Genomic DNA, 14,320 nt, shown 5'->3' on the forward strand with positions numbered 1-14,320 from the left:
AAAATTAATGTATAGGCGAAAGAGCGGCCTGCCGGAAAAGGCCACTCAAAATCAGCTGGGATGTACCATATGTTGTATGATTGTATAATGAATGCTATGCCGGAACAGCTTTGGGCTTATTCAGTAATGGTTCGAGGTCTACAGATTTAGATCCGCATCAATCCGGTCAATTTCCTGAAATGCTGTATCGTAGCCGGTTAAGCGCATCCTCAGAATCTGCTCAGGATGCCCCAGTGGATTTTAATATCGTTGAATTTAAAAGGATTTCCGAATTCGTTACCGTTGGAAAGCTGGAAGCTCATGAGGCCGATCGGAATAAAGAAATTGAATCCCAGGCCTACGCTGTAAAGCTTGGGCCTCACATTCAGGGATTTATTGTTCAGCTGGCCGTACTGGCCGAAGACATCAAAGAAAGCCTGATTGCCGATGAGATACCGGTATTCCAATCCTCCGTAGTAGTAAAAATCGGCAGCAAGGGAATTTTCGTTGAAGCCCCGCATGGAATTCCAGCCCCCGAACCGATAGAGCTCATTGGCAGAAAACTCGATTTTGGAATCCATCATCGCGCCTTCCGCTTTGATGTTGAGGAAGTGGTTTCCGTTGATATGGTAATTGTGTTCGCCGAAAAAGTAGAACTGGTTCTGCGGAGACCGGATGTTGTCTTTGGTATAGGTTGTCGTCAGATAGTCATAGCCTGCATTAATTCTGGTCTTGTAGAGGAACAGGTCCACATCGGTAGGCTCTACCATTTCAAACCAGACTCCAAGCCCTTTTTTGTTATAATCCTTCCCCTGAACGTACAAGGTATCGATGATGCTCGAACTTTCGAAGGTTCCCCTGAGCCCGAGCTTGTTTCTGGCATTCAGATGGTGATAGAATGCGGGCAGCGCTTTTACGTTGGCAAAGGTAGAATCCTGCCTGAAAATATTCACTTTCATATTGAGCCCGACATTGGATTTGAAAAGATAAGGAATATCAGTCTGAAGATCAAAAGTCTGCCCTTTGTCCGGATTCCGTTGCCAGTACAGGTTAATGGTTTCAAAGCTGTTGAAGATATTCCTGAAATTTACATTCAGGGTTCCGTTCAGGGTGAATTTTTCCGTTTTGTCGTTCCCGAACCCGATGACCCCGTCGAAACTGTTGGTCTTCTTTTTCTCCATAAACAGGTAGATGCTGGTAGAATCTTTGGTAAACAGCGTCTGGGGCGGGCGTTCCAGGGTAATGAACTGATGGCTCTGGAAGCTTTTGTTGATGGCCACCAGGTTCCGGTCGTCATAGGTTTTCCCTTTGAATTCCTTTTCGAGGTTTTTAATGAATCTCTTCGGAACACTGGTATAGCCTTTCACTACGAAACCGTCAATGGTTCTTTTGTTGTTTTTACTGATGTCGAGCTCTACCAGGGGATAGCCGTTCTTGCGGCCTTTGTATCTGGATTTGATCCTGCTGAAGGCAAATCCGTCATCGATATAGGTTTTATTGATGCTCTTTTTCGTGGAATCTAAATTTTTAGTGAAAAAGTCTTTCGGAACCTTGATTCTCTGCGCAATGGAATCTGAAAGGCTAACGTAAGTTTCATTGAAATTTTTCCCCTTATCGAATACAATTTCCGTACTGTCCCCTTTTTTCCGTACCGTTTTCAATTGGGTGAAAAAGTAATTGGTCTGAGCCAGGGAATCCAGGAATTTTACGGCAGCAACGGAATCTTTCACTTTTTTCCTGACGTTCGTTTCCGAATCGATCAGGAAATATGTTTTTTTCTGCGCCTGGGCAAAGACGCAGAACAGTACAAAGCATATGTTGAGAAGCCGTTTCAAACTCTGGATTTTTAAACCGTATGCTGCTGTCGGAAATTTTAAGTGTAAACAATTAAAAGCCCGGAATGCTTGCTTCTACCTGAACTTAATTTCCGCAAAACTCCGCCGGTTTAAAATACGATTGATTTATTTTTTTAAATAACTGAATTTACGCCAGTTTATTGTATTTCTTCATCAGATTTTCATAAGTTCCCTGCGGCAGGATCCATTTCAGGGGAACACCGATTTTTTGTCCGAACTTTCCGAAATAATAATGGGCTTTCCATTTCTTTTTTTCCAACAGCCGGTCTGCATATTCCGCCACTTCCAGCGGTTCCGTTCCGTCGCCGACATGGGAATTCATCAGGGCATACACTTTATCAAAAACATTTTTGTAGGGTTCTGAAACTTTTGTGCGAACCCGGTTTTCAGCAATATTGGTTTTAATATCGCCCAGGTGCAGTGAGCACACATGGATGTTCCACGGGTACACCTCATACCGCATGGCTTCCGTTACTTTATCCAATGCTGATTTCGAGGCCGAATAGAATCCGCGGAACGGCAGGCCCATTTCACTTCCGATGCTGGAAACATTGATGATCTGGCCGAATTTGTTTTCCCGCATGACAGGCATTACGGCACTCATCATCTGCACTGCGCCTACAAGATTCAGATTGAACAGTTTTAAAATATCCTCTTTCGAAGAATCTTCTACGGCACCTACCATTCCCATTCCTGCATTGTTGATCAGGACATCGATCCGGCTTTCGGTTTTCAGAACTTCTGCAATAGCCTGCTGTACGGCATCGTTATCCGTAACATCCGTCGGAATTGATGTGAAATGAGAACTTTCGGTGTGCTTTCTGCTCAACCCATAAACCTTGTGGCCTTTCTTTCCGAAATATTCAGCTAATACGAAACCTATTCCTGACGAGGTTCCGGTGATGATAATGGTTTTTGACATTTATTTTCAGTCTGTAATTTTTGAATTCAATAATACAATTAATCTTGTAAAGGAGCCAGGATTTTTTCTAAATCTTCCCAGAATACCGGATACGATTTTTCTACCACTTTTTCATCTTCTATATTCAATTCCTTCATTAAGCAGAACGGTGCAAAGCTCATGGCCATACGGTGATCCTGATACGTTTTAATGGAACTGTTTTCCTGCGGCTCACCAAAGCTCACCGATCGGATGGTAGAATCCGTAATTTCCGTTTCGGTCCCCAGTTTTTTAAGTTCATTGTACAGTGCCAGAAGCCGGTCGGTTTCTTTTACCCTCAATGTCCCCAGGCCTGAAATTTCAAACGGGATTTTCAGGGCGGCGGCAGTCACACACAAGGTTTGTGCAATGTCCGGGCAGTTGTTCATGTCCAGCACGATCTTTTCCGGCATCCGGAAACCTTCGGCGGGCTGAAGGGTGATCTTATGCTCTTCTTCCGTAAATGCCGTTTTAATTCCGAAGAATTCATCATAAATTTTTGCAATGGCAGAGTCGCCTTGTGTAGAGGTTCTGTAGAAGCTTTTCAGATGAAGGGTCTGTCTTCCCAATGCTGCAAAAGAATAGAAGTACGATGCGGAGCTCCAGTCGCTCTCCACTTCATACCGGATGACGGATGACGGATGGCCGGTAAATGGTTTAACCCTGATGGTATTTCCTTCAAAGCTGTTATGAATTCCTGCTTTGGTCAAAATGTCCAGGGTCATTTCAATGTAGGATCTCGAGGTGATTTCCCCCACCAGATTGATTTTTAGTCCTTTTTCGAGTTTTCCGGCAATCAGAAGGAGGGAAGTGATGAACTGGCTGGAGATATGGGCAGGAACATCCACTTTGGGTTCTGTAATCTTTCTTCCCGTAATTTTCAGCGGCGGGAAACCTTCGTTTTCCAGGTATTGGATTTCAACGCCCAATTGCTGCAAAGCGGTAACCAGGTTCCTGATCGGCCTTTCTTTCATTCTTTTCGATCCGGTGAGCACGGTGGTCTTTCCTTCCTGAATAGCATAATAGGATGTTAAGAACCGCATGGCCGTACCGGCGTGATGAATGTCTACTGTTTCCGTATTCTCCGAAAGGGCCTTTTTTAACAGCTGGGTGTCCTGGGAATTGGAAAGGTTCCCGATTTTTATATTGTTAAACAGGCTTTCCAAAATCAACAAACGATTCGAAATACTTTTCGAACCGCTGATCTGTAGGGTCTGATTTTCTTTTAAGGCTGATTTTTCTAACTTCTTCATTGTTCTTCTGAATGGGAAAGGCGGAAACGCAGAAAGGAAGCAGGATAAGGTACTGAACTTCCGGCATCCGTCTTCCGGCATTATTTTAATTTTTCATTATTCTGATGACGATCCTTGTCACGATCCGTTTTGATCTTCATTTTTTTATCGAAAGCCTCCTGCAGATTCACTCCGGTCTGGTTGGCCAGGCACAGCGTCACAAACAGGACGTCGGCAAGCTCTTCGCCCAGGTCTTTGTTCTTATCGCTTTCCTTTTCGCTCTGTTCGCCGTATCTTCTGGCAATAATCCGCGCCACTTCGCCGACTTCTTCCGTCAGCATGGCCATATTGGTGAGCTCATTAAAATAACGGACGCCGACGGTTTTGATCCATTCGTCCACTTGCTGCTGGAGATTGGTAATTTCCATTAAGGTTTATGTTTTAGCTGATCTTCAAGAACGGCAACTTTAGATTTTAAAAAATGTAATTCGTTTTCCTGATGAGCTGTATTCCCAATATTTTCAGTGAAATCAGCAAATTTTTTGAAAAGCTTTCTCACGATAAGATATACTGCAACCAATACGATAAAAGCACCTGTCTTAACAAGATCAAAATCCATTTTCTATATGCTTTTAGAAATATTGATAAGCTCCCAGGGTCGGGTTTGAAGTCCTGGATACATTGGCAATATCCGTAGGAACGGTTGCGGCAACCGTCGTGCTTCCTTTACCGATGGCCGGGGAATTCTGTTTCACCCTCAGGTTCATCTTGGCTACAAAATAATTCACAAACAGCGGATCCTGATTTCTGACGGACTGGATGACATTGACGTTGTTATCAAACGGGAATCCGGCTTCGGAAGTCCCGGAATATTTCAGCAGGCAGTTCTGAAACGTAAAATTGAACTGCTGTCCCGGCGTCTGCTCAAAGTTCACCGCATTATCACGGTCGGAATACAAGATGCTGTTTCTTACATTAAAGATCAGCGCACCCTGCTCGGCCTGTCCTGAAGCATTTTTCCATTCATTGCTGGCAAAAACAACATTCCTGTTAGCGGAATGAAGCACATCTGAATAGTTTACCAGAGTAGAATGGGTATAGGTATGGTTTCCGCCTTTAAAAATTCCGATGGCCGATTCCCCGCAGTTGTTCATCACGAGGTTCCTGGCATTGACGGTAGAGGCTACGGCATACATTCCGTACTCCTGGAAGGTGTGGATGAATGAATTGCTGATGGTGGCATTGGCCTGTTTCAGCTCGAGACCTCTTGTCCCGCCGAAAAGTCTTGCATAATTCATGGTAAGAGTGGAACCGGCTTCCATTCTGATGGAATTCCAGTTTTTAGGGATGGTATCATAAGCCGGGTCGTTCCGGTCGCCTCGCAGGACAACGTTGTCGGTAACGGTTCCATTGATATTCAGCGCCGCTCCGGCAAGTACTTTCATGCCGCTGTTCTTATGGAAATATACTTTGGTTCCGGCCTGTATATTCAGGCTGACATTCTCGTCGATGGTTAAATCCCCATAGATAATTTTCGCTTTAGTATTGGTCCAGGTCGTGCCGGAGGCAATGATATTCGGATTCGTTGGGGTTTTGATAAAAAATTCCGCATCCTGGACTACCGAGAAGAGCACCACATTCTGTTGTCCGGCGGGACTCTGGAATAGGATCTTATCTTCGGCGATGGCTTCCGGGCCTGTCGCTTCCGGTGCAATTTCCACAAAAATATACAGGCTGTCTTTCTTTCTCAGCGGGACATCCTTAAAATCAAACCCGGGTTTTCCATCTACATTGATCTTATATAAGGAAGAAGAACCTTTTTCCAGGTGGATCCTCGGAATCAGGATATCCTTGTCTTCATTGTTATATACCTTTACGGCATAGGTTTCGGAACGGACCTGGTGGTAAACGGTGTCGCAGAATACCGTATCCCTTGAAAAGCTTAATTCCTGAGACGGAGCATCGAAACTGATGTCGTCCTTATTACAGGATACCGCCATCAGAAGCATCCAGAAAGAAAAAGCCAGCACTAATTTGAATTTCATCGAAATTAAAGTTTAAATAGGTTTCAAATGTAACGAAAATACTTCAATTTTCTTGTCTGTAAAAAATTATTGATCAGCTATTTGTATATTTTAAAAAATATTGTATTTTTGCAACCTAAAATCAGCAGAGAAATACCATTACTATTTCGAAAGCAAAACTTTAATTTTTTTTTAAAAATTGTATTATGAAAAAAGGACTTCACCCAGAAAATTATAGACTTGTTGTTTTCAAAGATATGAGTAACGACGAGGTATTTATCGGCAAATCTACTGCTGACACCAAAGACACCATCGAGTACGAAGGACAGGAATATCCATTGATCAAAATGGAAATCTCTTCTACTTCTCACCCTTTCTACACCGGAAAAACCAAATTGGTTGATACTGCTGGTAGAGTAGACAAGTTCATGAACAAATACAAAAAATTCGCTAAGTAATTTTTTGATTTTACCATATTTAAAAAGTCTTCCGTTCTCCCGGGAGACTTTTTTATTTGTATTTTTGCCGGACATTGATTCTTAAACTTTAAACTCTACTGAACGATGCAATTGGTATTTTCAGATGCACAGTACTGGGAAGATTTTCTCCCGCTTACCTTTACCCGCCCGGTAGCAGAAATGCGCTGCGGAATCCTTACTTTTTCCGAACGCTGGCAGAAAATCCTGGGCAACACGGAAGTTTCCTACTTCACGGAAATGTACCTTCAGCAGAAATTCCCGGAACCCGAAAAGAAAGAAAGCCTCTTTCTGGTGACCAACTTTCTCCCTACTGAAAAGGTGGTTCAGCAGATCAGGGACCTGAAGCAGGGTGAGGCATTGGTATATGAAGACGAGCTGGTGGCTGCCAGGATCAACATGGACGGGTTTTCCCTCCATCAGATCGAAAAAATGACGGACATCGAAGAAGAGCTGGTCTTTTTCAAAAAACCTACCGATCTTTTTACCTATAACAAAGAAGCCATCGATTTCGATTTCGATCTGCTGACAAAAGGAAGAACCTCACAGGAACTGTCTTCCACCAACGGACTTTTAGGAAATCCGGAAGACCTGTTCATCGAAGAAGGGGCCCAGATCGAATTCTCCACCCTGAATACACGGACCGGAAAAATTTATATCGGGAAAAATGCTGAGGTAATGGAAGGATGCCACCTTCGCGGCCCCATTGCATTATGTGAAGAGTCCAAATTCAATTTAGGCTCTAAAATATATGGTGCCACTACCATAGGCCCACATTCCAAAGTGGGCGGAGAGGTAAACAATATTATCATCTTCGGGTATTCCAATAAGGGGCACGACGGCTTTATCGGGAATTCCGTAATCGGGGAATGGTGCAATTTCGGTGCGGACTCCAATTCTTCCAACATGAAAAACAATTATGGCAACGTGAAGCTCTGGAACTACCGTACCCAATCTTTTGAAGATACCGGCCTCCAGTTCGCCGGCCTGATTATGGGCGACCATTCCAAAACCGCCATCAATACCCAGCTCAACACCGGAACGGTAGTGGGGGTTGCTTCCAACATTTTCCGGGAAGGTTTCCCGCCAAACCACGTAGAAAATTTCTCCTGGGGCGGCTTCAAAGACGATGAACGCTTCAAACTCGACAAAGCCTACGAAGTGGCCGGCAGGGCCATGGCCAGACGGAAAGTGGCAATCACCGATGAGGATAAGGCCATTATGAAATATATTTTTGATACGTATTAAAATAAAACCTCAGTGATGCTGAGGTTTTATTTTTTAGTCTGAGTATAATAAATAAAGTTTATCAATAAATCCGTCTTGGGAAATAACATCGGCCGCTTTTTCTTCAAACATGAAATATTGATACCGGGGATTGTTTTTCCTCAATTCCTTAAATTTTTCTTCACTGATATTTTTTCCGTCGAAATAGTAGTAATCAGGCGGTGGATCATTTACAATTACGACTTCTCCAATTTCAAATCCTTTATAATTGATTTTAAACTTTCTGTTTTCTATTCTTTCATTTCTTGAAAAAATCAGAGTCTGATCTCCATAAGAAGATCCATTTATACTGTCCTTGCGATGTTGCTGATTCCTATTTACTTCATTTAAATGGTCAAAATTAAAATACAGTACATTTTCTTCTTCCATAAGATCATTTGGAATTTCTATTGAAAAATAGCCGTTCTGATTGGTTGTCGATTTCAGGAATTTATTGTTCGTAATAAAAAAAGTGTCTGCATTTGAAATCGGTTGCTGTGTTTCTCCGGAAATTAACCTTCCTGAAAGTTTTGTAATATCCGTTGATGGATGTTCAGTCCCAGTCCTCAAATCCCTTTTAATCTGGGCCTGTACAAAAGTGAGATGGGTAACCATAATAATTCCTGCCGCCACTGCAGACAAGGATCTTGTTGAGATCCTGCCGCAGATTCATTTATAAATTATTGTAGATGTAGAATTTTAATTCAATCATCTGGCAACTATTCAAGCTTGTTATTGGTATTCTTTACTGTTTTATTAAAATCATTTTTTGTGTTGGTAAAAACGGGATATAAGTTGAAAAGTTAGGACATTTTGCAGGGTTTAATAATCCATCCTTATCCTGAGAATAATACAATGTCATCTCATTAGTATTATTTAATCTCGTTTCTATAAAAACATCGCCAGACTCTAAACAGTCATAGTTTCCAACAAAATGCATTACATACGATCTTTTTTGAAAATTATATCCCCAAAAATAAGTGTCATTATCCGGTCTGTTCATAGAATTATAAATAGTATTTCCAGAGTTATCTGTTACTTTTATTCTACCAATTATCATATCCCAAGAAAGACCATCATTAGGCTCAGTTTTGTAATTGACTTTTTTCTCTAATTTAATTTCATATTGCTTACTATCGTAATTTCCTTTCCAGATTCCGACAAATTGGTTAAGCCTGTTATTAGTGTCTTTGACATACGTAATATTTTCAAGGTCCGGGCATCCTTCATCATGATTAGGACGCATTGCACATTCTTCAAATTGCTCCAGGGTTCCTATAATCTGTGCTTTGCACGAAACAAGCATTATAAATAATGTGAGTATAAATAATATATTTTTCATTGTTGTAAATTTTATTATTGAGGACAATCGCTAGATTGTACATTATTATTTGAATTTAATGTTTTTTTCTGTACAGTACCGTTATCTTTTATTTTATACAATTCTATACCTTGTACATTCATTCTCTCTTTCAAAAAGTTAAGAAATAATTTTTCAAAAGACCAATATGGATTTCTTATTCTATATGCAATATAATCATTTGTCCATTGTGGTGTGTCAAATCCTGTCTTAATATCAGCAGCTGTTCCAGTAAACATAATAGTATAATTTCCATAGCTGGACACCATCGTGCCATACAATTCGCTATAATTACCATCAGTTGCCATTCCTGCCATCGTCATTAATGTATTTACATCTGCCGGAGAAAACATTCGGATAGGTTGTTTTATTTCCTGCTCTCCATTTTCATTTACATTTCCTGTAAGATAATCATTCAGGTGAGTATGGATATATCCTTTTAGACTGGGTGTTACCGTTACGGTCATCCCATCTGAGCCAGCAGTTGATGCCGCTTGTGGTAAAGGTGTAAATGCTCCGCTTTTGCTTTCAGAAAATCCGGTTTCTTTTTTCAGATTTAGTATTGCAGGTTTATCCAGTGCCGCTATCTTTTCCTTAAAAACCTGGTTCTGGTTCTGAGCTTTCAGTTTCTCACAAGGATTCTGTACAGCCGGCGGGTATGGATAGCCATTATTTCCTCCGCCCCCGCCTGATGATCCTCCTCCGTAGCCCCCGCCTGAACCTCCGCAGGTCTGATTCACATCCACAGCCTGGCAGGGCAGTGAAGGTCCTGTAGGAAAACAATGGGTTTCAGAAAAAGAAAATGTAGGCCCTTCAGACCCGTCATCGTTGGTCCAGGTTACCGTTGTTTCCATGGTATAGCAAACCGTTTTGGATGCAGTCTTGTTTCCTGCCGGGATCTTTCCTGATACCCGGTGCTTTTTTCTGTCTGTAAAAACAAGGGTATGAAAGAACTTTTTTGAATTTTCTTCATCTTTTCTTTTGAAAAAAACCCGGTCTCCTTCCCGGTATACCAGAAGAATAAAACTGACTTCGGAATTCTTGATGACCGGCACTTCCAATAAGCTTTCATCATAAGTCCCCATGGTGGTAGCATAATCCCAGTATACAGTTCCAAAGTGGGAACTGAAGTACTGATGGTCTGCATACTCATCAAAGATTTGTTTTACATTCTTGATGTATTTCTCGTTCTCTTTCCAAAGGCTCTTGTTGGTATATTCACTAGACTCAGGATCGGAAGCCGAATAGACTTCATCATGGACGCAGGAAGAAAAGGTGAAAAGGAATACTGCCCAGAGCGGCAGCCACGAAATAATTTTTCTCGTCATAGTCATTTTGTTTTTAATGGGTTAAATATATAAAATTTTTCAATTCCTCAACAAAGGTGTGAAAAACAAACTGAGAAAATACAGTAAGAAATTACTGGTTTCCGTAGTATTTTTCTGAAAGGAAAAATTATGTACTTTTGAAGGAAATACTTTTGTGCTATGACGTTAGGCGAAAAAATAAAGAAAGCAAGACTCGGTAAAAATTTTACGCAGGAATACCTTGCCGAAGTGCTGAATGTTTCCCAGAAAACCTATTCCAACTTTGAAAATGATAAAACCAAACCGGATTTCCACCAGGTGGAGGATATAGCAAAGGTACTTGAAATAAGCGTGCTTGATTTTTTAAGCGGAGATAATATTACAATCAATAGTACAAACGGCGATCATAGTGGTTTTATTTTATCAGAATCAGCTTCCTGAAAAGCTGATAGAACAATACGAACAAAGGCTGAAGGACAAAGATGCAGAAATTGAATTTCTCAGGCAGCTTCTCGATAAACAGTAGGAACTTCAAATTTTTTTGAAGTTTTTTTGTTTTCGGTGTAATAAAATGTAAAAACCGGTTGTCTTACTTATAGAAACAAAACTTATGACACAGGAAACCTTTAAGGATTCGGTATTTATTCTCAAAAATGAGATGTATCGCTTTGCGAAAAGGTTTGTGGTAAGCAGTGATGAGGCGGAAGACGTGGTGCAGGACCTGATGATTAAATTCTGGCAGAAGAAAGATGAGCTGGCACAGTTTGGAAATTTAAAGTCCTACGCCCTGAAAGCCGTCCGGAATGAATGCCTGAACCGGCTGAAGCACCATGAGGTCAAAACGGGTTTCGCAGACCTGCAGCTGCACCGCTCGGAACTCTACAGCATGGACGTCAATAACCTGAAGGAGCATATCATCGGGTTTATCAACCAGCTTCCGGAAAAACAGCGGGCGGTAATCCATCTGAAGGACGTGGAAGAATACGAAGTACCGGAAGTGGCAGAAATGCTGGACATGGCAGAAAATGCAGTCAGGGTAAACCTGATGCGGGCCAGACAGAAAGTAAAAGAACAAATCTCACAACTGATGAGCTATGAGCAAAGACAAATTTCAAGATAAATACGACGAAGCCCTGCGGCAGATCAGGGAAGAAAAAATGGACTGGGATTTTGAGGATTTCCTCAAAAAAGCGGAAAGCGATGCCGATGAGGCACAGGCTGATGAAACTCCGGTAATTCCGCTCCGTACCCAAACAAAACCTGCATTCCCGAAATGGTTCTGGATGGCTGCCGGGCTGGCCATGATACTGGGGCTGGGTTTTATTTTCAGCATCAGTCAGAAATCAGGCGTGGAAGACCAGGCCAGACTGGTGGAAAACCGTATCAGGCAGCAGAAAAGCAGCTTTGTAAAGGAAAATAACGAAATTCAGGAACAGGTGGCTTTCAACCACCCTTCAGATTCTCTGGAAGTAGCAAAAAAAGACTCTGTTTTCCAGGAAAATACGATGGCTGAAAAAGACTACCTGGAAGAAATCCTGCCGAAGAGGGGAAGAATGAAAAAAGACCGGAAACCTAAATACGTTTCCCGCACCCCGAAAGATAAAGCAGTGAAAGATCCTTCCGGATACAATGATTCCTATGTTATTGTAAACGGGAAAAAGATTGAGAATGTGGAAGAAGCCATCAATGTGACCAAATACTCCTTTCAGATCCTGGCAAATAATGTAAATGAAAAACTGGCGCAGCCAAAAGTTGTAGACGATAACTATTAATTAACCTAAAATACTCCACCTGATCAGGGAAAGCATAATTCAATTAACCTTAATCTTAACCTTATGAAAAAAATATTCATCATATTCGCTCTGGCCTTCACCCACTTCTTTACTGTATACGGGCAGAAAGACAGGCTGGACCAGCTTTTTGACAAATATCAGGAAGCGGAGGGTGTGACTTCCATCAAAATCGCCAAACCTATGTTCGGGATGCTCAGCAGCCTGGACCTGGGAGATGCGGAACTGGACCAGATCAAACCCCTGTTATCCAGAATAAAAGGCCTGAAGATCCTGATTGCTGAAAAACCTTCCGATGCAGGCTCACGGAAAGGGGTCGCATCCCAGGTCAGCAGAGATATCGCTTCTTATCTGAGCAACCTGAATTACAGCGAGATCATGACGATGAACAGCAGCGGTGCAAAGATCAGGTTCCTGTCGGCTGAAGAAAAAAACGGAGTGCTGGATGACCTTTTGCTGAGCATCGACAACGGCGGGAAAGAAAGCATCCTGATCAAACTGGACGGGCAGCTCTCCATGGATGACATCAGTAAACTCGTTAACTCCAGTGAAACCAAAACCCGCTCTTCTTCCAGCAGCAGCAGCAGTTTTGCTTCTGAAAGCAAATCTTCTTACCTGAACGGGGAAAACAGGAATGTAGGAAATTTCTCTGCCCTCGAGGTGAGCACAGGAATCATTTTAAACTTCAAACAGGAAAGCCCTTCCAGCGTAAAGGTAATTGCTGATGCAGACAAGCTCCAGTATATTGTCACCAAAGCTGAAAACGGCGTTCTGAAAGTGTTTGTGGATAATAAAGGACAGAAAAACCTTAAATTCAGGAATGTTACTGTAAATGTGTCTGCTCCGGCAATGAATGACATCAAAGCCTCATCAGGCGCCATATTCAACGCCGTAAATGAAGTCAGTGAGAAAAACCTCCGGATCGATGTATCTTCCGGAGCAGTAGTCAACGGAGACTTTACCGTCGCAGACCGTACTGAAGCGGAACTGAGCTCGGGCGCTGTGATAAATTCTGCAATTGATACCAAGAATCTTGTTATAAAAGCTTCCAGTGGTGCTGCTGCAAATCTCAGCGGTAATGCAGACACCGGTATGATCGACGGGAGCAGCGGCTCGGTGTGCAATGCTGAAAGACTGAAATTTGATATCCTTGAAACAGAAGCCACTTCAGGAGCGGTCATTTCCGGACACGCCATAGAACAGCTGAAAGCAAAGGCTTCTTCCGGCGGTATTATCAAATACAAAGGGAACCCGAAAATCGAATCCGAAATCAGCAAAACTTCCGGAGGAGCACTGAGGGCTATTAACTAATTCATTAAAATAAATAAATAAGAAACCATGAAAATAATCAAAAGTATTTGTCTGGCTTTGGGAATGATCTTCCTGCTGCAGTCCTGCATCGTTTCGGAGAAACCTAATATGGCCTATTTTTCAGATTCGGGACACGATTTTAAAGGAGCGAAATTCGTCAGCATCAATGTACCTTTGTTTTTGGCGAAGCCTTTCATCAAGAAAGCATTGAGAGAGGACGGGGAAGCGGAAGAAGTCATCAGGCTGGTCAGGAAAGTTTCCAAAATAAAGGTCATGACCGTGGAAAACGGCGATCCGGAAATGCTGCATGATTTTGCGGGGTATCTGAATCATAACAACTATGAGGAATGGGCCACCATAAAACATGAAGGTGATCATGTGAACATCCGGGTAAAGCAGAAAGGAGATGCCATCAGGAATATGATGATTACCGTCCATTCCGGAAAAGAGCTTGTTTTTGTTGATGTAAAAGGAAATTTTACGGCAGATGATATTTCAAAAATGATTGCTTCAGCATCCGACAAATAAGAACATTCATTCAAATTTTATATAGTACAGGCTGCCGTTTTCACTTGAAAAACGGCTTTCTGTTGATTTAAACTGTTGATTATTAAGTTTTATGTAAACTATCAAAATCGATTTTCGTATCTCGGCAAAATACCTTAATTTTGCAAGAAAGTAAAGATGTCTATTCATAACAAAATTGTAGAGACAGCCATCACTTTCGATGACGTTCTTCTAGTCCCTTCTTATTCAGAAGTTTTACCTAATCAGGTTTC

Annotated in this window: 16 protein-coding genes; 7 read left to right on the plus strand and 9 right to left on the minus strand. The window is 41.9% G+C overall.

Annotated elements, in window-relative coordinates; genetic code table 11:
• Window positions 1-209: 209 nt before the first annotated feature.
• The 6 genes from QZ735_RS18400 to QZ735_RS18425 all read right to left on the minus strand — a co-directional run bounded on the left by QZ735_RS18400 (window position 210) and on the right by QZ735_RS18425 (window position 6,052).
• Window positions 210-1,814, minus strand: a complete 1,605-nt coding sequence (locus tag QZ735_RS18400; protein ID WP_294251721.1) for a hypothetical protein — start codon at window positions 1,812-1,814, stop codon at window positions 210-212.
• Between the two features lie 148 nt (window positions 1,815-1,962).
• Window positions 1,963-2,757, minus strand: a complete 795-nt coding sequence (locus QZ735_RS18405) for an SDR family oxidoreductase (protein ID WP_294251724.1) — start codon at window positions 2,755-2,757, stop codon at window positions 1,963-1,965.
• A gap of 38 nt (window positions 2,758-2,795) precedes the next feature.
• Entirely contained in the window at window positions 2,796-4,028 is a 1,233-nt protein-coding gene (locus QZ735_RS18410; RefSeq protein WP_294251727.1) for a 3-phosphoshikimate 1-carboxyvinyltransferase, read from the minus strand.
• A gap of 80 nt (window positions 4,029-4,108) precedes the next feature.
• A complete protein-coding gene (locus tag QZ735_RS18415) occupies window positions 4,109-4,435 on the minus strand; it encodes a nucleotide pyrophosphohydrolase (RefSeq protein WP_294251729.1) in 327 nt (108 codons plus the stop codon).
• Complete coding sequence (locus QZ735_RS18420) at window positions 4,435-4,626, minus strand: hypothetical protein (RefSeq protein ID WP_294251730.1); 192 nt, start codon at window positions 4,624-4,626, stop codon at window positions 4,435-4,437. The genes QZ735_RS18415 and QZ735_RS18420 overlap by 1 nt, the downstream gene beginning before the upstream one ends.
• Before the next feature lie 13 nt (window positions 4,627-4,639).
• A complete protein-coding gene (locus QZ735_RS18425) occupies window positions 4,640-6,052 on the minus strand; it encodes a hypothetical protein (protein WP_294251731.1) in 1,413 nt (470 codons plus the stop codon).
• A 185-nt stretch (window positions 6,053-6,237) separates the two neighbouring features.
• Here QZ735_RS18425 and QZ735_RS18430 point away from each other — a divergent pair, with 185 nt between their 5' ends.
• Window positions 6,238-6,489: a type B 50S ribosomal protein L31 gene (locus QZ735_RS18430; RefSeq protein ID WP_294251733.1), complete on the plus strand. Its 252-nt coding sequence runs from the start codon at window positions 6,238-6,240 to the stop codon at window positions 6,487-6,489.
• 105 nt (window positions 6,490-6,594) lie between these two features.
• Window positions 6,595-7,755 (plus strand): GlmU family protein, encoded by a 1,161-nt coding sequence (locus tag QZ735_RS18435; RefSeq protein ID WP_294251735.1) that lies wholly within the window; start codon window positions 6,595-6,597, stop codon window positions 7,753-7,755.
• A 33-nt stretch (window positions 7,756-7,788) separates the two neighbouring features.
• Here the strand turns inward: QZ735_RS18435 and QZ735_RS18440 are convergent, their stop codons facing one another.
• The 3 genes from QZ735_RS18440 to QZ735_RS18450 all read right to left on the minus strand — a co-directional run bounded on the left by QZ735_RS18440 (window position 7,789) and on the right by QZ735_RS18450 (window position 10,461).
• Window positions 7,789-8,415 (minus strand): hypothetical protein, encoded by a 627-nt coding sequence (locus QZ735_RS18440; protein WP_294251737.1) that lies wholly within the window; start codon window positions 8,413-8,415, stop codon window positions 7,789-7,791.
• A 103-nt stretch (window positions 8,416-8,518) separates the two neighbouring features.
• Complete coding sequence (locus QZ735_RS18445) at window positions 8,519-9,115, minus strand: DUF6705 family protein (protein ID WP_294251739.1); 597 nt, start codon at window positions 9,113-9,115, stop codon at window positions 8,519-8,521.
• A gap of 14 nt (window positions 9,116-9,129) precedes the next feature.
• The gene (locus QZ735_RS18450) at window positions 9,130-10,461 is read right to left on the minus strand and encodes a hypothetical protein (protein ID WP_294251741.1); all 1,332 of its coding nucleotides are present in this window, start codon (window positions 10,459-10,461) and stop codon (window positions 9,130-9,132) included.
• Window positions 10,462-10,620: 159 nt separating this feature from the next.
• On the opposite strand from QZ735_RS18450, the gene QZ735_RS18455 reads away from it, so the two are divergent.
• The 5 genes from QZ735_RS18455 to QZ735_RS18475 all read left to right on the plus strand — a co-directional run bounded on the left by QZ735_RS18455 (window position 10,621) and on the right by QZ735_RS18475 (window position 14,069).
• Entirely contained in the window at window positions 10,621-10,881 is a 261-nt protein-coding gene (locus QZ735_RS18455; protein WP_294251742.1) for a helix-turn-helix transcriptional regulator, read from the plus strand.
• A gap of 169 nt (window positions 10,882-11,050) precedes the next feature.
• Entirely contained in the window at window positions 11,051-11,560 is a 510-nt protein-coding gene (locus QZ735_RS18460) for a sigma-70 family RNA polymerase sigma factor (RefSeq protein ID WP_294251744.1), read from the plus strand.
• Window positions 11,535-12,212: a hypothetical protein gene (locus QZ735_RS18465; protein ID WP_294251746.1), complete on the plus strand. Its 678-nt coding sequence runs from the start codon at window positions 11,535-11,537 to the stop codon at window positions 12,210-12,212. Before QZ735_RS18460 ends, QZ735_RS18465 begins: the two co-directional genes overlap by 26 nt.
• Before the next feature lie 63 nt (window positions 12,213-12,275).
• Window positions 12,276-13,541 (plus strand): DUF4252 domain-containing protein, encoded by a 1,266-nt coding sequence (locus QZ735_RS18470; RefSeq protein WP_294251748.1) that lies wholly within the window; start codon window positions 12,276-12,278, stop codon window positions 13,539-13,541.
• Window positions 13,542-13,568: 27 nt separating this feature from the next.
• Window positions 13,569-14,069, plus strand: coding sequence for a DUF4252 domain-containing protein (locus tag QZ735_RS18475; RefSeq protein ID WP_294251750.1), 501 nt, complete (start codon window positions 13,569-13,571; stop codon window positions 14,067-14,069).
• Window positions 14,070-14,320 lie beyond the last annotated feature (251 nt).

The organism is uncultured Chryseobacterium sp. (genome assembly GCF_913776365.1).
Classification (GTDB): Bacteria; Bacteroidota; Bacteroidia; order Flavobacteriales; family Weeksellaceae; genus Chryseobacterium.